This is a genomic window from Streptomyces mauvecolor (assembly GCF_039532965.1).
GTDB lineage: Bacteria > Actinomycetota > Actinomycetes > Streptomycetales > Streptomycetaceae > Streptomyces > Streptomyces violascens.
In genome coordinates, this window is the sequence record NZ_BAAASQ010000034.1 from 79,224 (window position 1) to 99,532 (window position 20,309).

The following is a 20,309-nucleotide window of genomic DNA, read 5'->3' on the forward strand; positions in this document are numbered from 1 at the left end:
CAAGGAAGTTGGGCTCATCCGTTCGATCGTACGAGGGTGAACACCGCGCCCTCGGGGTCGGCGACCGTGGCGAGGCGTCCACTCGCGCCCTCGTGCGGTTGCTGAAGGACGTGCCCGCCCAGGTCGGCGACCCGCACGGAGGCCTCGTCGACATCGGCGACCTCGAAGTACGTCATCCAGTGCGCGCCCTTGTCGCGCGGCAGGGCGTTGCCCACGCCGTGCAACGAGGCCACCGGGCGGCTCTCCAGATGGAGCGTCACATAGTCGAAGTCGGCCGACACGACGGCCTCCACGTCGTAGCCGAACAGCGCCTGGTAGAACTTGCCGACCGTCGAGGTCTCGCGCGTGACCAGCTCGTTCCAGGCGGGGGTGCCGGGCGCGCCCGCGACGGCGGAGCCGACGTGCGCACCGGCCTGCCAGATGCCGAACACCGCGCCCACCGGGTCCGAGGCGATCGCCATCCGGCCCGCGTCCCCCGCGTCGAGCGGGCCGACGCCGACGGTGCCGCCGCAGTGCCGGATCGTCTCGGCCGTGGCGTCCGCGTCGTCGGTCGCCAGATAGGTGGTCCAGGCGATCGGCAGGTGCCGGTCGGGCGGCAGCTGGCCGATTCCCGCGACCTCCTTGCCGTCGAGCAGCGCGCGGACGTACGGGCCGAGCTGGTTCGGTCCTGGCCGGAACTCCCAGCCGAACAGTGCCCCGTAGAACTCCTGGGTCTCGGCCAGACCGTGCACCATGAGACTTACCCAGCAAGGCGTGCCAGGTGTGCGCCGGGTCTCCGACTGGGTCATCGTCACTCTCTCCTCGACCGTCGCCAAACTGCTGCTCGGTGGTGCGGTTCGGGAACCCGCGCACCCGGGCCGATGCTTCCACCACCAGCGCCGCACCGCGCCCCGGCCGCGCCGCTTTTGGCGCGTTCCCGCAGGAGGATGCCCGTTTTGGGGCCGCTCATCCTTTTCCTGAGCGTTACGTTCCCGGTGGACTCTGCGCAAGGATGAGTCCATGAATGCCATCATCTCCGCACCCGAACTCGCGGCCGAGGCGGCCGGGCCGCGGCCACCGGTACTGCTCGACATCCGCTGGCAGCTGAGCCTGGCGAAGGCGGCCGGCGCACCCGCGTTCGACGGCCGGGCCGAGTACGCGGCAGGACACCTGCCCGGTGCCGTGTTCGTCGACCTCGACGCGGAACTGGCCGGCCCGCCCGGATCCGGAGGCCGCCACCCGCTGCCGGACGTGGCCGAATTCGGTCGGGTCATGCGCCGGGCGGGCGTGTCGGCCGGGACGCCGGTCGTCGTGTACGACGGAGGACAGGGCTGGGCCGCTGCCCGCGCCTGGTGGCTGCTGCGCTGGACGGGCCACCGGAACGTGCGCGTCCTGGACGGCGGCCTGGCCGCCTGGACGGGCGAGCTCTCCACCGAGATCCCCGCCCCCGCGGAGGGCGACTTCAGGCCCGAGCCGGGCGCCGTCAAGCTCCTCGACGCGGACGCGGCGGCGGCCCTTGCCCGCTCCGGACTGCTGCTCGACGCCCGTGCGGGGGAGCGGTACCGCGGCGAGGTGGAGCCCATCGACCGGGTCGGCGGACACATCCCGGGTGCCCACTCGGCGCCCACCACCGAGAACGTGGCCCCGGACGGCCGCTTCCTGCCCGCCGACGAACTGGCCGCCCGCTTCAAGTCCCTGGGCGCCTCGGGCACCGAGGTGGGCGTGTACTGCGGCTCCGGAGTCTCGGGCGCCCACGAGGTCCTGGCCCTGGCGGTGGCGGGCATCCCGGCGGCGCTGTATGCGGGTTCATGGTCGGAGTGGTCGTCGGACGAGTCAAGGCCGGTGGCCACGGGGCCGGACCCGCAGTAGGGGGAGGCGGCACCCCGCGCCCTCAGGGGCGCGGGGCTGTCCCGCGCCCGCCCGCATGATGCATGCGGATCCCCTGCATGCCCTCAGGGACGCGGGGAACCGCGCGACCAGCCACGGCGGACCCGCAGCCGAACAACCGGCGTTGAAGCCGAAACCAGCAGAACGCCCAGTTCCGCTGGTCCTGCTAGTCCTGCTTCTTCCGCCGCGTCCCGAACACGATCTCGTCCCAGCTGGGGACAGCCGCCCGCCGCCCGGGCCGCACCCCGTCCGCCTCGGCCTGCCGATCGGTGGTCCCGGTGAGCCGGTCCCGATGACCGGCCACCGTGCGCGGCATCAGCACATCCGCGTACGCGGAACCCGCACCCGCCGAAGCGGCCGGCGCGGGCGGCTCCTCGACCTCCGGCTCGGCGGCCGGTTCGGTCTCGGGCGGCTCGGGCGGAGCCGTCGGACGCTCGGGCACGACCATGTCGCCGCGGAAGCTCGGCACGGCTTCGAGCAGGCTTGTCAGCGAGTCGCTCTCGTCCGCCACCGGCTCGGGCGGCGGCGTCGGACGCTCCAACTGCCGGTCCAGGGCGCGGTCCAGAGGCCGGTCCCGGGGCAGCCGGGCGATCCGGGGCACGAACGGGAAGCTCGGCTCGGGAACCGCGGTGATGGTGTCGTCGGACTCGCCGATGAGCGAGCGGGCCTCGTCGTCGACGGCCTGCACGAGCCGGCGCGGCGGGTCGTAGGTCCAGCTCGCGGAGTGCGGCTCACCCGCGACCAAGTAGACGAGCAGGACTTCCCAGGTGCCGTCGTCGCGGCGCCAGGAGTCCCACTGGACGCTGTCCTTGTCGGCGCCGCGCAGCAGCAGCCGCTCCTGGACGGCCTCGCCGAGCTGGGGACCGGTGTTCTCGCCCGGACGCCGCACGGGAGTCTTCCGCGCCCGCTCCGCCATGAAGGCGCGCTCGGCGAGGACGGGACCCTCGAAACGGCGTACGCGGTCGACCGGGATGCCGGCGAGCTGGGCGACCTCCTCCGCGGAGGCACCGGCTCGTATACGCGCCTGGATGTCGCGCGGGCGGAGATGGCTCTCCACCTCGATCTCGATCTGTCCGAGGCGGGCTCGGTCGTTGCGCACAGCGGCCCGGAGCCGCTCGTCGATCGGAAGCGTGTACTCCGTGCTGTCCGCAGCCTTGAGCACCAGTCGTGTGCCGTCGTTGGAGACGGCCACGACACGCAGTTCGGGCATGGGGACCTCCCGGGTGGTGCCTGCCGACGTCACGTGCGTCGCTGCTTCCGCTAGTCGAGTGTGGCCTGCCCGGGTGCAGCCTGCCACAACATTGCCGAGTTGCCCGGCGTGTCGGGCATGGGCCCTGGAACGCCGTTATGGCACGGTTACCTTTTCGCAACGCAGAGTGACCGGGATGGTCACTCTGTGCAGCAGGCGCCCGTGCGGTGCCGCGGCGCCGCCGGTTCGAGTGCCGCGTTCGGCCCCCTCCCGTAAGTCCCGGATACCCGTGTGGGACCCGGGGCCCAGGGCTCGCCACAGTACTCCATTCGGGCCACCGGGGTGGACCGGCGCGCCGCCGAAGTTCTCGCGGGGTACGGGAGTTGGACCCGTTGTAAAGCCTTGGCGAGTGATCTGTACGTGTCCTGCTTCACACAATCCACGGAAACGGAACTATTCCTTTCGCTCAAATGTCCTTTCTCTGTGCAAGACGGACCAGAAGGGCGAACAGAGGCTGGCAATGGGTGACAAGCCGGACACCGGAACCGAAGAGAAGAAGCGCATCGACCTGAGCGTGCCTCAAGTCGCGGGCAGCGCGCTCGCCGCGGTCACCGCCGCGGTGCTCGCCTCGCAAATGGGCGTGTACGGCACGTTCGTCGGCGCCGGTGTCGTGAGCGTGGTCGCCACCTGCGGCGGCACCGTCTTCCAGCACTTCTTCAAGCGGACCGGCGAGCAGCTGCGCGAGGTCACCGTCCAGGCGAAGTCCGGCTCGCGCCAGGTGCCCGTGGTCTCCCCGTACAAGGGGGCGCAGCACGGGACCACGGTCCTGCCGCAAACCGACACCGACCGCACCCAGCTGCTGAAGTCGCTCGACGAGACGACGATGCTGCCGCAGGCCGACGCCGATCGCACCCAGCTGCTGAAGTCGCTCGACGAGACCCGGCTGTTGTCGTCCGCGGCCCGCCCCGCCAAGCAGTTCAACGAGGCGACCGTCCACGGCACCCGGCTGCGCGGATGGAAGCGGCCGTTGCTCGCGGCGGCCGTCGTCTTCGGCGTGTCGATGGGCGGCATCACCGCGTACGAACTGATCTCCGGCGGCGAGGTCGGCGGCAACGGCACTGGGACGACGCTCTCGTCCGTGCTCACCGGCGGCTCCAAGAAGCAGGAGAAGCCGTCCGCGCCGTCGGACACCGGCGACGACCACAAGCACGCGCCCGGCACCGGCGGTTCGCCGACGCCGGGTGCCGGCGGCAGCGGCACGACCGGAGGGGATTCGTCGACGACCGGTCCCTCGCCGACGCCTTCCCCCTCCAAGTCCACGGATCCGGGCTCGGGTTCGGGATCCGGATCCGGCTCGGGCGGTACGACACCGACCCCGACGCCCACGCCGTCCACGTCCCAGAGCTCCGGATCCGGGAGCGGTTCCGGCGGGCAGAGCACCCCTCGGTCCGGGACCGGCGGCAGCCCCACCCCGTAGCCCTCTCACTCGCCGAGCACGCGCCGCAGATAGGCGTTGCCGAAGCGGCGCTCCGGGTCGAGCCGGTCGCGCAGCGCGGTGAACTCGGCGAAGCGCGGGTAGACCTCCCCGAAGTAGGCCGCGTCGCGCGTGTGCACCTTGCCCCAGTGCGGCCGGCCCGCGTGCGCGGTCATGATCCGCTCGACCTCGGTGAAGTACTCCCGGTACGGCGTGCCCCTGTACATGTGCACGGCTATGTAGGCGGTCTCGCGCCCCGAGGCCGTGGAGAGCGCGATGTCGTCGGCGGGCGCGGTGCGGACCTCCACCGGGAAGCTGATCCGCAGCGGCGAGCGCTCCACCATGGCCTTCACCTCGCGCAGCGCCCCGACCGCGGCCTCGCGCGGCAGCGCGTACTCCATCTCCACGAACCGCACCCGGCGCGGGCTTGTGAAGACCTTGTACGGAATGTCGGTGTACGTGCGGGCGGACAGCGCCCGGCTGGACACCTTGGCGATCGACGGGATCGTCGCGGGCACGGCCCGGCCGAGCGAACACACCACCTGGAAGAGCCCGTTGGACATGAACTCGTCCTCGATCCAGCCGCGCAGCCTCCCGGGCGGGGCGACGGGGCCGGCGCTGCGGTTGTTGCGCTTGGTGTTGCAGTTGCCGGTGTGCGGGAACCAGTAGAACTCGAAGTGCTCGTTCTCCGCGAAGAGCGCGTCGAACTCGCCGGTGACCTTGTCGAACGCCATCGGCTCCTCGCGGGCCGTGAGCAGGAAGACCGGTTCCACGGCGAAGGTGATCGCGGTGACGACGCCGAGCGCGCCGAGCCCGATCCGGGCCGCCGCGAAGACCTCGGGGTTCTCCTTCTCGGAGCAGGCCAGGAGCGAGCCGTCGGCGGTGACCAGCTCAAGTCCCTTGATCTGGGCGGCGATCGAAGCAGAGTCGCGGCCGGTGCCGTGTGTTCCGGTGCTCGTCGCGCCCGCCACCGTCTGCTCCATGATGTCGCCCATGTTCGTGAGCGACAGGCCCTCCCTGGCGAGCGCCGCGTTCAGCCGCTTCAGGGGGGTGCCGGCCTCCACCGTGACGGTCATCGCGGCGCGGTCGATCTCGCGGATGCCGGTCAGCAGGTCGGGACGTATCAGCACGCCGTCGGTGGCGGCGGCCGCGGTGAAGGAGTGGCCGGTGCCGACCGCCTTCACCGTCAGGCCGTCCTCGGCGGCCCGGCGCACGGCCTCGGCGAGTTCGGCCGCGGAGGCCGGGGACACTTCCCTCGCCGGCCGCGCGGTGATGTTCCCCGCCCAGTTACGCCAGGTGCTGCTGCCGTTCGCTCCGCTCATCTGCTTCGAGCCCCTCCCGATGCGTCACCGGCCTGCGAAGCCGGCGGTACCCCAGGAACGCCACCACCGCCGCGAGCGCTCCCGACACGCCGGACACCAGGTACCCCGCCTGCGCTCCCGCCGCGTCCACCACCCAACCTGCGGCGGAGGAGCCGAGGGCCACACCGACCGCGAGCCCGGTACTGGTCCAGGTCATGCCCTCGGTGAGCTTGCTGCGCGGTACGTGCTGTTCGACGAGGGCCATCGTCGTCACCATCGTCGGTGCGATGGACAGGCCCGCGACAAAGAGCGCCACGGCAAGGAACGGCAGGTTCCCGGCCAGTTGGAGCGGGATCATACTCACCGCCATCGCACAGACGCCCACCAGCCACCTGCTCGACGCCGCACCCTTGAGGCGCAGCAGCCCGAACACGGCTCCCGCGAGGCAGGATCCGAGCGCGTACACGGCGAGCACCACGCTCGCCAGCGCCTTGTGGCCCTGCTCGTCGGCGAAGGCCACGGTGACCACGTCGACCGAGCCGAAGACGGCGCCGGTGGCGACGAATGTGGCGACCAGGACCTGGAGTCCGCGCGAGCCGAGCGCGGAGCGGCCGCTGTGGTGCTCGTGCGGATGCGGCACGGGTTCGGTGGCGCGCTGGGCGGTCAGCGTGAAGACGCCGGCCACCAGGAAGCAGGCGGCGATCAGCGGGCCCGCCTCGGCGAACCAGGCGGTGGAGAGCCCGATGGACAGGATCGGCCCGAGGATGAAGCACAGCTCGTCGACGATCGACTCCCACGAGTACGCCGTGTGCAGGTTCTGGGCGTCGCCGCGGTAGATCGCGGCCCAGCGGGCCCGCACCATCGAGCCGACGCTCGGCACGCAGCCGGCGCCCGCCGCGAAGACGAACAGCGTCCAGTCCGGGGCGCCCTGCTGGGCGCAGAGGAGGAGCCCGGCGACGGCGGCGACCGCGACCAGGGTGGCCGGGCGCAGCACCCGCCGCTGGCCGTGCCGGTCCACGAGCCGGGATATCTGGGGGCCGACCACGGCGGCCGACATGGCGAGCGTCGCCGAGAGCGCCCCCGCCAGGCCGTAGCGGCCGGTCAGCTGGGACACCATGGTCACGACGCCGATGCCCATCATCGACAGCGGCATCCGCCCCAGCAGGCCGGCGGCGGAGAACCCCTTGGTGCCGGGGGCGGCGAATATCGCGCGGTAGGGACTGGGCAACGGGGGCTCCGGGATCCGGCGTGACGCGTGTAATTAATTCCTAAAGCTTACGACGCTGAAGTCGACGAGCGCACCGCCTTTTCCGACCGGCTTCCTCCGGAAGTCGCTGCCTCGCGTTCCTCGAAGGTCCCCGGTGCTCCCGGCATTCTCCGGCTCGGTTCAGCCGCTGTCAGAGGCGGATGGCAGGATCGAGTCATGTCCGAACTGCGCGATCCAGCTCCCGGAGCGGCCGCGGCCGCCGCCCCGTACGACGCCCTGCTGCTGCTCTCCTTCGGCGGCCCCGAAGGCCCCGACGACGTGGTCCCGTTCCTGGAGAACGTGACGCGCGGCCGCGGCATCCCCAAGGAGCGGCTCAAGGAGGTGGGGCAGCACTACTTCCTGTTCGGCGGGGTGAGCCCCATCAACGAGCAGAACCGCGCGCTGCTCGACGCGCTGCGCAAGGACTTCGCCGAGAACAGCCTGGACCTGCCGGTGTACTGGGGCAACCGGAACTGGGCGCCCTACCTCACCGACACCCTGCGCGAGATGGTCTCCGACGGCCGCCGCCGCATCGCGGTCCTCACCACCAGCGCGTACGCCTCGTACTCGGGCTGCCGGCAGTACCGCGAGAACCTGGCGGAGGCGCTCGCGACGCTGGAGGCCGAGGGGCTCGCGGTGCCGCGGGTCGACAAGCTGCGGCACTACTTCAACCACCCCGGCTTCGTCCGCCCCATGATCGACGGCGTCCTGACGTCGCTCGCCGAGCTGCCCGAGGACGTCCGCGCGGGAGCCCACCTCGCCTTCACCACGCACTCCATCCCCACGGCCGCCGCCGACACCTCGGGGCCCGTCGAGGAGCACGGCGACGGCGGCGCCTACGTCCGCGAACACCTCGACGTGGCGGGGATCATCGCCGACGCCGTCCAGGTCGCCACCGGCGTCGAGCGGCCCTGGCAGCTCGTCTACCAGTCCCGCTCCGGCGCCCCGCACATCCCCTGGCTCGAACCGGACATCTGCGACCACCTGGAGACGCTGCACGGCGGGGGCGCCCCAGCCGTCGTCATGGTCCCCATCGGTTTCGTCTCCGACCACATGGAGGTCCTGTACGACCTCGACACGGAGGCCACCGCCAAGGCCGCCGAGCTCGGCCTGCCCGTGGCCCGCTCCGCGACCGTCGGCGCCGATCCGCGCTTCGCCGCGGCCGTGCGCGAGCTCGTCGTCGAGCGGGCCGCCGCCGAGCGCGGGCTGCCCGCCGAGCGCTGCGCCCTCGGCGCCCTCGGCCCCTCGCACGACCTCTGCGCGGTCGGCTGCTGCCCGGCCGGCCGCGGTGGCGCCAAGCCCGCGGCCGCCGGCGCCGACAGCCCGTACGCGTAAGGAGCACCGATGACCGACCCTCTGCACCGCGAACTGCTCGGCCTCGCCCTGGAGGCCGCCCGGCGGGCCGGCGAGCTGCTGCGCGACGGCCGCCCGGCCGACCTCGCCGTCGCCGCCACCAAGACCAGCCCCATCGACGTGGTGACCGAGATGGACATCGCCGCCGAGAAACTGATCACCGGCTACCTCTCCGAGCACCGCCCGCACGACGGCTTCCTCGGCGAGGAGGGCGCCTCCAGCGAAGGCACCAGCGGCATCCGCTGGGTCATCGACCCCCTCGACGGAACCGTCAACTACCTTTACGGGCTGCCCACTTGGGCCGTCTCCATCGCCGCCGAACAGGACGGCGAGCGGGTCGCGGGCGTGGTCGCCGCCCCGATGCGCGGCGAGACCTACCACGCCGTGCTCGGCGGCGGGGCCTTCGAGGGCGATCGCCCGCTGCGCTGCCGCCCGCCGGCCCCGCTGTCCCAGTCCCTGGTGGGGACGGGCTTCGCCTACGTCAAGGCCGTACGCGCCCACCAGGCCGAGGTGGCCCAGCAGCTGATCCCGCGGTTCCGCGACATCCGCCGCGGCGGCTCGGCGGCGATCGACCTGTGCGACGTGGCGGCCGGCCGGCTCGACGCGTACTACGAGCGTGGCCTCAACCCCTGGGACCTGGCGGCCGGCGACCTGATCGCCCGCGAGGCGGGCGCGCTCACCGGAGGCCGCCCCGGCACACCCCCGTCCCGCGAGCTGGCGATCGCCGCGTCCCCGGAGCTCTTCGGCCCGCTCCAGTCGCTCCTGGAGGAGTACGGGGCCTGGCACGACTGAGCGCCCCGTCGTGGCCCCCGGGCATGACGAAACCCCGGCGCCGTCCCGTGGCGCCGGGGTTTCCCGGTGGGTGGGGTCAGAGCGCTGCGGCTACCTCGACGCCGTGCTCGGCGGCCAGACGACGCAGGTCGTCCAGCTCGGCCTGTTCGACGTCGGCGAGGAAGTCGTCGCCGGTTTCGCGCGCCCGTGTGAGGTCGGTTTCCGTGGTCCTGATGCGCTGCAGAAGTCCTGCGGTGAAAGCGTCCATGGTGCGCCCCCTCGTCGTGGGTCGGTGGCACGGGGGTGTGCCGACGGTGGGACGCGACCACGACAGGAAGATGTGGCATGCCACATACAGGGCGTGATCGCGGGGTGTGCAGTCGTCCTCCCCAAGCCCACTCTCAAAGAAACCTCAACTGCCGCGCCAATCCTGTCCATTCCCGCTGCACTCACCTCGTCTGGCCGAAAGCCGCAGGTGGCGGGCGGGCTCCGGTCCGGCACCGTCTTACCGCCGGTTTATGGGCGTAAGGGGCAGGATGGAAGCGCACAGTCACTGGTCCAGTGCAGAGATTTGCCCGCGAACGACGCGGGTCCCTAGGGAAGGAAATGCGCCGTGCGCGTACTCGTCGTCGAGGACGAGCAACTGCTCGCCGATGCGGTGGCCACCGGACTGCGCCGGGAGGCCATGGCCGTCGACGTCGTGTACGACGGCGCCGCGGCCCTGGAGCGCATCGGTGTGAACGACTACGACGTGGTCGTGCTCGACCGGGACCTCCCGCTCGTCCACGGCGACGACGTCTGCCGCAAGATCGTCGAGCTGGGCATGCCCACGCGTGTCCTGATGCTGACGGCCGCCGGAGACGTCAGCGACCGCGTGGAGGGCCTGGAGATCGGCGCGGACGACTATCTGCCCAAGCCCTTCGCCTTCACCGAGCTGACCGCCCGCGTGCGCGCGCTCGGCCGGCGCACCACCGTGCCGCTGCCGCCCATCCTGGAGCGGGCCGGCATCAAGCTGGACCCCAACCGCCGCGAGGTCTTCCGCGAGGGCCGGGAGATCCAGCTCGCGCCCAAGGAATTCGCGGTCCTGGAGGTCCTCATGCGCAGCGAAGGCGCGGTCGTCTCGGCCGAGCAGCTCCTGGAGAAGGCCTGGGACGAGAACACCGACCCGTTCACCAACGTCGTGCGGGTCACCGTCATGACGCTGCGCCGCAAGCTCGGCGAGCCCCCGGTGATCGTCACCGTGCCGGGCTCGGGTTACCGGATCTGACGGCGATGGCCGCCACTCCCGCGCCGCCGACGGCGCCTCCGAAGCCCACCTGGGCCCCGAAGTCCGCCGAGCCGCCCTTCCCCTGGCTCCGCCCCACCATCCGCATACGCCTCACGCTGCTCTACGGCGGCATGTTCATGATCGCGGGAATACTGCTCCTCTCGATCATCTACCTGCTGGCCGCCCAGGCCCTGCACGCGGGAAGCACCCCGTTCAAGATCGTGGACGGCCAGAACATCGTGGTCTCCAGCGGCAGCTGCCAGCTTCCGGAGCGGGGCACCCCCGGGGCCTTCAACGACGCCATCAGCGCCTGCATGGCCGCCCAGCGCCAGCACGCCCTCGACAACCTCCTGAGCCGCTCCCTGCTCGCCCTCGTCGGCCTCAGCGTCATCGCGTTCGCCTTCGGGTACGCGATGGCCGGCCGCGTCCTGTCACCGCTCGGCCGGATCACCCGGACCGCCCGCAGGGTGGCCGGCACGGACCTGAGCCGAAGGATCGAGCTGGACGGCCCCGACGACGAGCTCAAGGAGCTCTCCGACACCTTCGACGAGATGCTGGACCGCCTGGAGCGGGCCTTCACCGCACAGCAGCGGTTCGTCGCGAACGCCTCGCACGAGCTGCGCACCCCGCTCGCGATCAACCGCACGCTGCTCGAAGTGCACCTCTCCGACCCCGGCGCCCCGGTGGAGCTCCAGCAGCTCGGCAAGACGCTGCTCGCCACCAACGAGCGCAGCGAGCAGCTGGTGGAGGGCCTGCTGCTGCTCGCCCGCAGCGACAACGAGATCATCGACCGCAAGCCGGTCGACCTCGCCGAGGTCGCCTCCCGCGCCATCGACCAGGCCAGGGCCGAGGCCGACGCCAAGGGTGTGGAGGTCCGCGGCGAGCGCGGCCTCGCGGTCGTCCAGGGCAACGGCGTCCTCCTGGAGCGCATCGCCCTGAACCTGGTCCAGAACGCCGTCCGGTACAACATCCGCGAAGGCGGCTGGGTCGAGGTGGTCACCGAGCTCAGGGACGGCCACGCGACGCTGCTGGTGACCAACACCGGGCCGGTGGTTCCGGCGTACGAGATCGACAACATCTTCGAGCCGTTCCGGCGGCTGCGCACGGAGCGCACCGGCAGCGACAAGGGCGTCGGCCTCGGCCTGTCCATCGCCCGGTCGGTCGCGAGGGCTCACGGAGGCCGTATCATCGCGGAGCCCCGCGAAGGCGGCGGCCTCGTGATGCGTGTCACCCTCCCGGTCTGAGACGCTGCTCGAGGCCGTTTTGACAGTTCGCTTTGCGCGGAATTTTCGGGACCTGCTCCTGTGAGTTTCGTGTGTGATCAGTCACAAAGGCAAACATCCGGCCACCTACTCTCCGTGATCGTCGAATCCGCTGGAATCCCGGGAAAAGTCCGGGTTTCCAGGGGGTGAGATCACGGGAAGTACACGGGGTGGCGCTGGTGAAGTGCGACATTAGGACCGTGTACGGTCCCGATCGCCATCCAAGACGATCACTCTTGAGGAGTGCGGTTGGGTGTCGATTGAGTAACAGACCTTGATGTGAGGCAAAATCTCCGCCTCAGGTCGGGCACAAGTCCGGCCTCTCACGCGTTACGTGCGCTGAGACACCGCAACCACCCAGAGGGGGAGAGCGACATGGCAACGGACTACGACACCCCACGCAAGACCGACGACGACGTCGATTCCGACAGCCTTGAAGAGCTGAAGGCCCGGCGCAACGACAAGTCCACCTCGACTGTCGACGTCGACGAGTACGAGGCCGCCGAAGGCATGGAACTGCCCGGCGCGGACCTGTCCAACGAAGAGCTCGCCGTGCGCGTCCTGCCCAAGCAGGCCGACGAGTTCACCTGCATGAGCTGCTTCCTCGTGCACCACCGCAGCCAGCTGGCCCGGGAGAAGAACGGCCAGCCGATCTGCCGCGACTGCGACTGAGCAGGCCGGCTGTGGCAGGCGCGAAACCGCCCCGGAAGCGACCGTTCCGGAGGAAGGGTGCCCCGGGTTCCACCGAGGCGCCACAGGGCGGCACAGGCCCGGCAGAAGGCGTGGAAGACCCCGCCGAGCCGGCCTGCCTCCCTGCGGTGAGCGCTGCCGACGGTGCACGTGACGCCGAGCGGGGCCACCAGGCCTCGCTCGAAGCAGCCGTCACGGCACCGGACACGGAGCACAAGGCGGGGCCCGCGGCCGGGGCCCGACGCCTGGACGCCCTGCGCAAGGGCGCTCTCGACAAGGGCGTACCCGCCCTGAGGAAGAGCGTTCCGGTGCTCAAGAAGGGCGTACGCAAGGGCGGCGAGGGCGTAAAGGCCTCGCTCGGCCACCTTGCCGACCGGATCATCGAAGTCGCCCCCCGCATTCCCGTGCGGGACCTGGCGACCCTGCGCGCCCATTTCCCGGGTCTCGGCCCGGAGGAGATCGCCGACAAACTGATCACGGGCGCCGCCAACGGCACCTCCACGGTCGGCGCGGGAATCGGCGCGGCCGCGATGCTGCCCGTTCCGCCCGCGATGCCCGCCGAGCTGGCCGCGGAGATCACCGGCGTCGCCGCCATCGAGCTGAAGCTCATCGCCGAGCTGCACGAGGTCTACGGAATGCGTCCGCCCGGCACGCTCAAGGAGCGTTCCATGGCCTACCTGACGTCGTGGACCGAGGAGCGCGGCATCGACGTCACCAAGCCGACGTCGCTCAATTTCGCGCTCGGCGGCCAGATGAAGCGCGAGCTGCGCCAGCAGATCATGAAGCGCATGGTCCGCAATCTGCCGAACCTGACGCCGTTCATGGTCGGCGCGGCCGTCGGCGCCGTGATGAACCGGCGGGACACCAAGAAGCTCGCCGGGCACATCCGCAAGGACCTGCGCGAGCGCCAGGTGCCCTGGGACGCGCTGCCCGAGCTGCCCGCCCTGGAGCAGCCGGACAACCCGCTGCCGCAGGGGAAGACCCCCAGGGAGCTCGGCCGCTGAAGCGCCGGGCTCAGGCGGTGCGGACCGCGTCGATCGCCGCCTTCAGCGCCTCGGGGTCCCGGGTCGAGAGGTAGGCGTACGGAGTCGGGTCCGCCGGGTCCGTGATCTCCACCTTCACCGCCGTCGGGATGTAGGCCCGCAGCAGCATGAACGCGCGCGGATCGGCCTTGTGCAGCCGCCAGGCCCGCGCCTCCTCGGCATCCAGGATCTCGGGCTCGCCCAGCGCCTTCGTCGGGATCCGGGCCTCACCGGCGACCAGGGTGTCCGGGAGCACCCGGATCCGCACCGACCCGTACGAGCTCACGATCACCCAGGACGCCGCGGTGCCGCCGACGAAGCCGGCCAGCATCGGCAGGGTGCCCACCGGCAGCAGCATCAGCGCGCACGCGACGCCGACGAGGACGGAGATGAACCACCACGACCGGGGCGCGGTGAGGCGTTCTGCGTACTGCGGGGCATTGGGCTGCATGAAAGCTAGCTTGGCACGGCGCGACCTGCGCCTTGACCGCGGGTAAGGTCTGCGGCTGTGACTGCTACATCTGCGTCCCTGACGCCCCCGGCCGACGCCATAGCGCCGGTGCGGCACCCCGAGGCGCCCGCACCCGGCGAGCTCCTCGGTGCGCACTACGGGCACTGCTTCGGCTGCGGAGACGGACAGCCCCACGGACTGCACCTGGCCGCCCGCGCCGAAGAGGGCGTGCGGGTCACCGCCGAGTTCACCGTGCGCGAAGCCCACCAGGGCGCCCCGGGCCTCGCCCACGGCGGGGTGCTCGCCACGGCGCTCGACGAGACGCTCGGCTCGCTGAACTGGCTGCTGCGGGTGATCGCGGTGACCGGCCGCCTGGAGACGGACTTCGCCCGCCCGGTGCCGGTCGGCACGGTGCTGCACCTCGAGGCCGAGGTCACCGCCGTGGCCGGCCGCAAGATCTACTCCCGGGCCACCGGCCGCATCGGCGGCCCCGAGGGACCCGTGGCGGTCCGTGCCCAGGCCCTCTTCATCGAGGTGAAGGTGGACCACTTCATCGACAACGGACGCCCGGCCGAGATCCAGGCCGCCATGTCCGACCCCGACCAGGTCAGGCGCGCCCGCGCCTTCGAGGTGAACCCGTGACCCGTGAACCCGTAGATGTCCTCATCCGCCGTGTCGACCCGGAGGTGCCGATCCCGGCGTACGGGCACCCGGGCGACGCCGGAGCCGATCTGGTGACGACCGAGGCCGCCGAGCTCGCCCCCGGCGAGCGCGCGGTCCTGGCGACCGGCGTCTCCATCGCGCTGCCCGACGGGTACGCGGCCTTCGTGCACCCCCGCTCGGGGCTCGCCGCCCGCTGCGGTGTCGCCCTGGTGAATGCCCCGGGGACGGTGGATGCCGGGTACCGTGGGGAGATCAAGGTGATCGTGGTCAACCTCGACCCTCGCGAGAGCGTTCGGTTCGAGCGTTTCGACCGCATTGCCCAACTGGTCGTCCAGCAGGTCGAGAAGGTGCGCTTCCACGAGGTGGCGGAGCTTCCCGGCTCGGCGCGGGCCGAGGGGGGCTTCGGGTCCACCGGCGGTCATTCCGCCGTGGACGGTTCGGCCGCCGGTGGCGGCACTACGGGTGGGAATCGATACGCTTCGGTCGTATCCGACCGGGAAGGACAGTGACGTGTTCGGACGTCGCAAGAAGAGCGGTAACGCCGAGGACTCGGCGGGCGAGGCCGAGCAGGCTGTCGAGGGCACCGCGTCCGACGGGACCGACGCCGACGGAGCCGGCGAGGTGCGCAGGGTGAACCTGCCGCCCGCGCCCCGTCCGGACGGGCCGTGGGACCTCGCCGAGGTCACCGAGCCCGGCGAGGGCCGGGTGGACCTCGGCGGACTCTTCGTCCCCGGGGTCGAGGGCATGGAGCTGCGGGTCGAGGTCGCGGGCGACGCGATCGTGGCGGCCACGGTCGTCCTGAACGACAGCGCGGTCCAGCTGCAGGCCTTCGCGGCCCCGAAGAAGGAAGGCATCTGGGGCGAGGTCCGCGAGGAGATCGCCTCCGGCATCACCCAGCAGGGCGGCATCATCGACGAGGTCGAGGGCCCGCTGGGCTGGGAGCTGCGCGCGCAGGTCCCGGTGCAGCTGCCCGACGGCACCAACGGTGTCCAGCTGGTCCGCTTCGTGGGCGTGGACGGCCCGCGCTGGTTCCTGCGCGGTGTCATCTCCGGCCAGGGCGCGGTGCAGCCGCAGGCCGCCGGGCTGCTCGAGACGATCTTCCGGGACACCGTGGTGGTGCGCGGCGAGGGCCCGATGGCGCCCCGCGACCCGATCGTCCTGAAGCTCCCCAACGACGCGCAGATGGTGCCCGACGGCGTGCAGCAGGAGGACCAGGAGGGCTCGCGCTTCTCCGGCGGCATGGGCCAGCTCCAGCGCGGCCCCGAGATCAGCGAGATCCGCTGACCTCACCGCCGTACCGCACACAGAGGTGCCCGATGGGCCGCACTCCCGGACAGGGGGCGCGGCCCATCGGCGTGTCCGGGGCCGGCGCTCCGGGCGCCAACGCGGCGTCGGCGGGCGGTACTTGGCGGGCCGGCCGGCTCCGGCCGCCGCCCCGTTGCCCGCGCGGCCCCCGCTCGCGCGGGCAATCCGGGCAGACTCCCCGCGATCCATTGCCCGGCCGGGTGCAACCTGCACATACTGGCGCCCGGCCGCGCACACGTACGTACGGGGGAGTCGGGCATGACGCAGAGCAGCACCGCACAGGGCGGCGGCACGGCCGTCGCGGGGGAGCGGCCCACCGGGCCGATGGTCCGGGTCGTCAACCTCCACCGCTCGTACGGGAGCGGCGCCGCCGCCGTGCACGCGCTGCGCGGGATCTCCTTCGAGGTGCCGCGAGGCGAGCTCGTTGCCCTCAAGGGGCGCTCCGGCTCCGGCAAGACCACCCTGCTCAACCTCCTCGGCGGGCTCGACCGGCCCGACGAGGGCGCCATCACGGTCGACGGCACCGACGTCGTGGGCCTGGGCGAACAGGACCTCCTGGAGCTGCGCCGCGACCGGATCGGCTTCATCTTCCAGTCCTTCGGCCTCATCCCCATCCTCAGCGCCGCCGAGAACGTGGGCGTCCCGATGCGGCTCAAGAAGGCCGACCCGCGCGAGCGCGAACAGCGCGTCGACCTGCTGCTCTCCCTCGTCGGGCTCGGCGACCACGCCAAGCAGCGCCCCGGCGAGCTCTCCGGCGGCCAGCAGCAGCGCGTCGCCATCGCGCGCGCCCTCGCCAACCGGCCGGCCCTGCTGATCGCCGACGAGCCCACCGGGCAGCTCGACGCCGACACCGGCCTGGCGGTGATGGAGCTGATCCGCGCCGTGGTGCGCAGCGAGGGCGTCACCGCCGTGGTCGCCACCCACGACAGCCAGCTCCTCGGCCTCGCCGACCGGGTGCTGGAACTGAACGACGGGGAGCTCGTCGACCACGGCCCCCAGCCGAACCGCGGGTGACCAGCGGGGCGGGGCATCAGAATCGCGTCAATACGCGGCCCCCGCCCTACCCCCACCCCATTTGCCGGAATTGTTGGCCGTAAGGTCGACGCAGCGTACGCAGCTGAATTCTGAAAGACAATGGGGCCATGGCACGCGGCAAGCTTCGGATCTACCTCGGCGCGGCACCGGGAGTCGGCAAGACCTACGCGATGCTGTCCGAGGCCCACCGCCGGGTGGAGCGCGGCACGGACTGCGTCGTCGCGTTCGTCGAGCACCACGGCCGGCCGCGCACCGAGGTGATGCTCCACGGCCTGGAGCAGATCCAGCGGCGCGAGATCGAGTACCGCGGGGGCGCCTTCACCGAGATGGATGTCGACGCCGTCCTGGAACGCCGGCCCGCCGTCGCCCTGGTGGACGAACTGGCCCACACCAATGTGCCGGGCGCCCGCAACACCAAGCGCTGGCAGGACGTCGAGGAGCTGCTCGCGGCCGGGATCGACGTCGTGTCCACCGTCAACATCCAGCACCTGGAATCCCTCGGCGACGTCGTCGAGTCGATCACCGGCGTACGCCAGCGCGAGACCGTGCCGGACGAGGTGGTGCGGCGGGCCGACCAGATCGAGCTCGTCGACATGTCGCCCCAGGCGCTGCGCCGCCGCATGGCGCACGGCAACATCTACAAGTCCGACAAGGTCGACGCGGCCCTGTCCAACTACTTCCGGCCCGGCAACCTCACCGCCCTGCGCGAACTCGCGCTGCTCTGGGTCGCCGACCGGGTCGACGAATACCTCCAGCAGTACCGCGGCGAGCACGACATCAAGTCCACCTGGCAGGCCCGCGAGCGCATCGTCGTCGGCCTCACCGGCGGACCCGAGGGCCGCACCCTCATCCGCCGCGCCGCCCGGATGGCCGCCAAGGGCTCCGGCAGCGAGATCCTCGCGGTGTACGTGGCCAGGAGCGACGGCCTCACCTCCGCCTCGCCCAAGGAACTCGCCGTCCAGCGCACCCTCGTCGAGGACCTCGGCGGCAGCTTCCACCACGTCATAGGCGACGACATCCCGGCCTCGCTGCTCGCCTTCGCGCGCGGCGTCAACGCCACCCAGATCGTCCTCGGCTCCAGCCGCCGCAAGGCCTGGCAGTACATCCTCGGACCCGGCGTCGGACAGACCGTGGCCCGCGACTCGGGGCCCGACCTCGACGTCCACATCGTCACCCACGAAGAGGTCGCCAAGGGCCGCGGCCTGCCCGTGGCGCGCGGCGCCCGGCTCGGGCGGGCCCGCATCGTGTGGGGCTGGGCGGCCGGCGTGATCGGCCCCGCCCTGCTCACCGTCCTGCTCACCAATGTCGACGCGGACCTCGGGCTCGCCAACGACATGCTGATGTTCCTCACGCTGACGGTGGCCGCGGCCCTGCTCGGCGGGCTCGTCCCGGCGCTCGCCTCGGCCGCGTTCGGCTCGTTCCTCCTGAACTACTACTTCACGCCGCCCATCCACAAGATCACGATCGCCGATCCCAAGAACATCGTCGCCATCGTGATCTTCGTCCTGGTGGCCGTGTCGGTGGCCTCCGTCGTCGACGTCGCGGCCCGTCGCACCCACCAGGCCGCCCGCCTGCGCGCCGAATCCGAGATCCTCTCGTTCCTGGCGGGCAGCGTGCTGCGCGGCGAGACCAGCCTGGACGCCCTCCTGGAGCGGGTCCGCGAGACCTTCGCCATGGAGTCGGTCGCCCTCCTGGAGCGCGTGAGCGACGTCGAGCCCTGGACCCGCGCGGGCAGCGTCGGACCGCACCCGGTCGCCCGGCCCGAGGACGCCGATGTCGACATGCCGGTCGGCGACCACATGGCGCTCGCCCTGTCCGGGCGGGTGCTGCCCGCCGAGGACCGCCGTGTGCTCGGCGCCTTCGCCGCGCAGGCCGCCGTGGTCCTCGACCGCCAGCGCCTGGTGGGGGAGGCCGAGGAGGCCCGCAAGCTCGCCGAGGGCAACCGCATCCGCACCGCCCTGCTCGCCGCCGTCAGCCACGACCTGCGCACCCCGCTCGCCTCCATCAAGGCAGCAGTGACGTCCCTGCGCTCCGACGACGTCGAATGGTCCGAACAGGACCGCGCCGAACTCCTCGAAGGCATCGAGGACGGCGCCGACCGGCTCGACCACCTCGTCGGCAACCTCCTCGACATGTCCCGGCTGCAGACCGGCACCGTCACCCCGCTCATCCGCGAGATCGACCTCGACGAGGTCGTGCCCATGGCGCTCGGCGGCGTCCCCGAGGACAGCGTCGTCCTCGACATCCCCGAAACCCTGCCCATGGTCGAGGTCGACCCCGGCCTCCTGGAGCGGGCCGTCGCCAACATCGTCGAGAACGCCGTCAAGTACAGCCCGCTCGACAGCCCCGTCACGGTGGCCGCCAGCGGCCTGGCCGAGCGCGTCGAGATACGGGTCACCGACCGCGGCCCCGGCGTCCCCGACGCCGCCAAGGACCGCATCTTCGCGCCCTTCCAGCGCTACGGCGACGCCCCGCGCGGTGCCGGGGTCGGCCTCGGCCTCGCCGTCGCCCGGGGCTTCGCCGAAGCCATGGGCGGCACCCTCGCCGCCGAGGACACCCCCGGCGGCGGCCTCACCATGGTCCTCACCGTGCGCGCCGCCCCCGGCCCGGGCGGCGCCCCCGCCGACCTCTCCGCCCAGGTCACCTCATGAACCGAACCGCTCAGCCAGTACACGCAGAAGGCAGGTATCCCAGATGACCCGGGTGCTCGTGGTCGAGGACGAGCCGCAGATCGTGCGCGCGCTCGTGATCAACCTCAAGGCACGGAAGTACGAGGTGGACGCGGCCCCCGACGGCGCGAGTGCCCTCCAGCTCGCCGCCGCCCGCCACCCCGACGTGGTCGTGCTCGACCTCGGTCTGCCCGACATGGACGGCGTCGAGGTCATCCGGGGGCTGCGCGGCTGGACCCGGGTCCCGATCCTGGTGCTCTCCGCCCGCCACACCTCCGACGAGAAGGTCGAGGCGCTGGACGCCGGCGCCGACGACTACGTCACCAAGCCCTTCGGCATGGACGAACTGCTCGCCCGCCTGCGCGCCGCCGTACGCCGCGCCGAGCCGGTCGGCGGCGCGGACGGCGCCGACGACGTGGTGATCGTCGAGACCGAGGGCTTCACCGTCGACCTGGCCGCCAAGAAGGTCAACCGCGACGGCCGCGACGTACGCCTGACGCCGACCGAGTGGCATCTGCTCGAAGTCCTCGTACGCAACACCGGCCGCCTGGTCAGCCAGAAGCAGCTGCTCCAGGAGGTCTGGGGGCCCTCCTACGGCACCGAGACGAACTACCTGCGGGTCTACATGGCGCAGCTGCGCCGCAAGCTGGAACTCGACCCCTCGCACCCGCGCCACTTCATCACCGAGCCGGGCATGGGCTACCGCTTCGAACGCTGAGTCGCCCGGGCGGTGCCGAATCCGTGC

The 20,309-nt window shown here is 71.8% G+C and carries 20 protein-coding genes; 14 read left to right on the top strand and 6 right to left on the bottom strand.

The annotated features are described in order from the left end of the window. Positions 1-14 precede the first annotated feature (14 nt). Positions 15-788, bottom strand: a complete 774-nt coding sequence (locus tag ABD346_RS33350; protein ID WP_344380056.1) for a VOC family protein — start codon at positions 786-788, stop codon at positions 15-17. Positions 789-999: 211 nt separating this feature from the next. Between ABD346_RS33350 and ABD346_RS33355 the strand changes: the two genes are divergently transcribed. Next, complete coding sequence (locus ABD346_RS33355) at positions 1,000-1,848, top strand: sulfurtransferase (protein WP_344380057.1); 849 nt, start codon at positions 1,000-1,002, stop codon at positions 1,846-1,848. A gap of 184 nt (positions 1,849-2,032) precedes the next feature. Here ABD346_RS33355 and sepH read toward each other — a convergent pair whose 3' ends face one another. Next, complete coding sequence (gene sepH, locus ABD346_RS33360; protein ID WP_189965473.1) at positions 2,033-3,076, bottom strand: septation protein SepH; 1,044 nt, start codon at positions 3,074-3,076, stop codon at positions 2,033-2,035. 499 nt (positions 3,077-3,575) lie between these two features. Between sepH and ABD346_RS33365 the strand changes: the two genes are divergently transcribed. Then, positions 3,576-4,532, top strand: coding sequence for a hypothetical protein (locus tag ABD346_RS33365; RefSeq protein WP_344380058.1), 957 nt, complete (start codon positions 3,576-3,578; stop codon positions 4,530-4,532). 5 nt (positions 4,533-4,537) lie between these two features. On the opposite strand, the gene ABD346_RS33370 is transcribed toward ABD346_RS33365, so the two are convergent. After that, positions 4,538-5,851 carry a D-arabinono-1,4-lactone oxidase gene (locus ABD346_RS33370; protein ID WP_344380059.1) on the bottom strand — a complete coding sequence of 438 codons (1,314 nt, stop codon included), beginning with the start codon at positions 5,849-5,851 and terminating at the stop codon, positions 4,538-4,540. Next, a complete protein-coding gene (locus ABD346_RS33375; RefSeq protein WP_344380060.1) occupies positions 5,817-7,058 on the bottom strand; it encodes an MFS transporter in 1,242 nt (413 codons plus the stop codon). The genes ABD346_RS33370 and ABD346_RS33375 overlap by 35 nt, the downstream gene beginning before the upstream one ends. A gap of 195 nt (positions 7,059-7,253) precedes the next feature. Between ABD346_RS33375 and ABD346_RS33380 the strand changes: the two genes are divergently transcribed. Beyond that, positions 7,254-8,411, top strand: a complete 1,158-nt coding sequence (locus ABD346_RS33380; protein ID WP_344380061.1) for a ferrochelatase — start codon at positions 7,254-7,256, stop codon at positions 8,409-8,411. 9 nt (positions 8,412-8,420) lie between these two features. Then, the gene (locus tag ABD346_RS33385; protein ID WP_344380062.1) at positions 8,421-9,221 is read left to right on the top strand and encodes an inositol monophosphatase family protein; all 801 of its coding nucleotides are present in this window, start codon (positions 8,421-8,423) and stop codon (positions 9,219-9,221) included. Between the two features lie 76 nt (positions 9,222-9,297). On the opposite strand, the gene ABD346_RS33390 is transcribed toward ABD346_RS33385, so the two are convergent. Continuing rightward, positions 9,298-9,468, bottom strand: coding sequence for a hypothetical protein (locus ABD346_RS33390; protein WP_189965484.1), 171 nt, complete (start codon positions 9,466-9,468; stop codon positions 9,298-9,300). 345 nt (positions 9,469-9,813) lie between these two features. On the opposite strand from ABD346_RS33390, the gene ABD346_RS33395 reads away from it, so the two are divergent. The 4 genes from ABD346_RS33395 to ABD346_RS33410 all read left to right on the top strand — a co-directional run bounded on the left by ABD346_RS33395 (position 9,814) and on the right by ABD346_RS33410 (position 13,423). Further along, complete coding sequence (locus tag ABD346_RS33395; protein WP_053725484.1) at positions 9,814-10,467, top strand: response regulator transcription factor; 654 nt, start codon at positions 9,814-9,816, stop codon at positions 10,465-10,467. 5 nt (positions 10,468-10,472) lie between these two features. Beyond that, complete coding sequence (locus tag ABD346_RS33400; RefSeq protein ID WP_344380063.1) at positions 10,473-11,711, top strand: sensor histidine kinase; 1,239 nt, start codon at positions 10,473-10,475, stop codon at positions 11,709-11,711. A 393-nt stretch (positions 11,712-12,104) separates the two neighbouring features. Beyond that, positions 12,105-12,401 (top strand): DUF4193 domain-containing protein, encoded by a 297-nt coding sequence (locus ABD346_RS33405; RefSeq protein ID WP_053725482.1) that lies wholly within the window; start codon positions 12,105-12,107, stop codon positions 12,399-12,401. 11 nt (positions 12,402-12,412) lie between these two features. After that, complete coding sequence (locus ABD346_RS33410; RefSeq protein ID WP_344380064.1) at positions 12,413-13,423, top strand: hypothetical protein; 1,011 nt, start codon at positions 12,413-12,415, stop codon at positions 13,421-13,423. A gap of 10 nt (positions 13,424-13,433) precedes the next feature. Here ABD346_RS33410 and ABD346_RS33415 read toward each other — a convergent pair whose 3' ends face one another. After that, positions 13,434-13,892 (bottom strand): DUF3093 domain-containing protein, encoded by a 459-nt coding sequence (locus tag ABD346_RS33415; protein ID WP_344380065.1) that lies wholly within the window; start codon positions 13,890-13,892, stop codon positions 13,434-13,436. A 57-nt stretch (positions 13,893-13,949) separates the two neighbouring features. On the opposite strand from ABD346_RS33415, the gene ABD346_RS33420 reads away from it, so the two are divergent. The 6 genes from ABD346_RS33420 to ABD346_RS33445 all read left to right on the top strand — a co-directional run bounded on the left by ABD346_RS33420 (position 13,950) and on the right by ABD346_RS33445 (position 20,282). Further along, positions 13,950-14,534 carry a PaaI family thioesterase gene (locus tag ABD346_RS33420; protein ID WP_344380066.1) on the top strand — a complete coding sequence of 195 codons (585 nt, stop codon included), beginning with the start codon at positions 13,950-13,952 and terminating at the stop codon, positions 14,532-14,534. Then, on the top strand, positions 14,531-15,064 hold the full coding sequence (gene dut / locus ABD346_RS33425; RefSeq protein WP_344380067.1) for a dUTP diphosphatase: 534 nt from the start codon (positions 14,531-14,533) through the stop codon (positions 15,062-15,064). The genes ABD346_RS33420 and dut overlap by 4 nt, the downstream gene beginning before the upstream one ends. 1 nt (position 15,065) lies before the next feature. Further along, positions 15,066-15,839 carry a DUF3710 domain-containing protein gene (locus ABD346_RS33430; protein WP_344380068.1) on the top strand — a complete coding sequence of 258 codons (774 nt, stop codon included), beginning with the start codon at positions 15,066-15,068 and terminating at the stop codon, positions 15,837-15,839. A gap of 279 nt (positions 15,840-16,118) precedes the next feature. Further along, entirely contained in the window at positions 16,119-16,874 is a 756-nt protein-coding gene (locus ABD346_RS33435) for an ABC transporter ATP-binding protein (protein ID WP_344380069.1), read from the top strand. 128 nt (positions 16,875-17,002) lie between these two features. Further along, positions 17,003-19,546, top strand: a complete 2,544-nt coding sequence (locus tag ABD346_RS33440; protein WP_344380070.1) for a DUF4118 domain-containing protein — start codon at positions 17,003-17,005, stop codon at positions 19,544-19,546. 43 nt (positions 19,547-19,589) lie between these two features. Further along, positions 19,590-20,282 carry a response regulator gene (locus tag ABD346_RS33445; RefSeq protein WP_344380071.1) on the top strand — a complete coding sequence of 231 codons (693 nt, stop codon included), beginning with the start codon at positions 19,590-19,592 and terminating at the stop codon, positions 20,280-20,282. Positions 20,283-20,309: the final 27 nt, after the last annotated feature.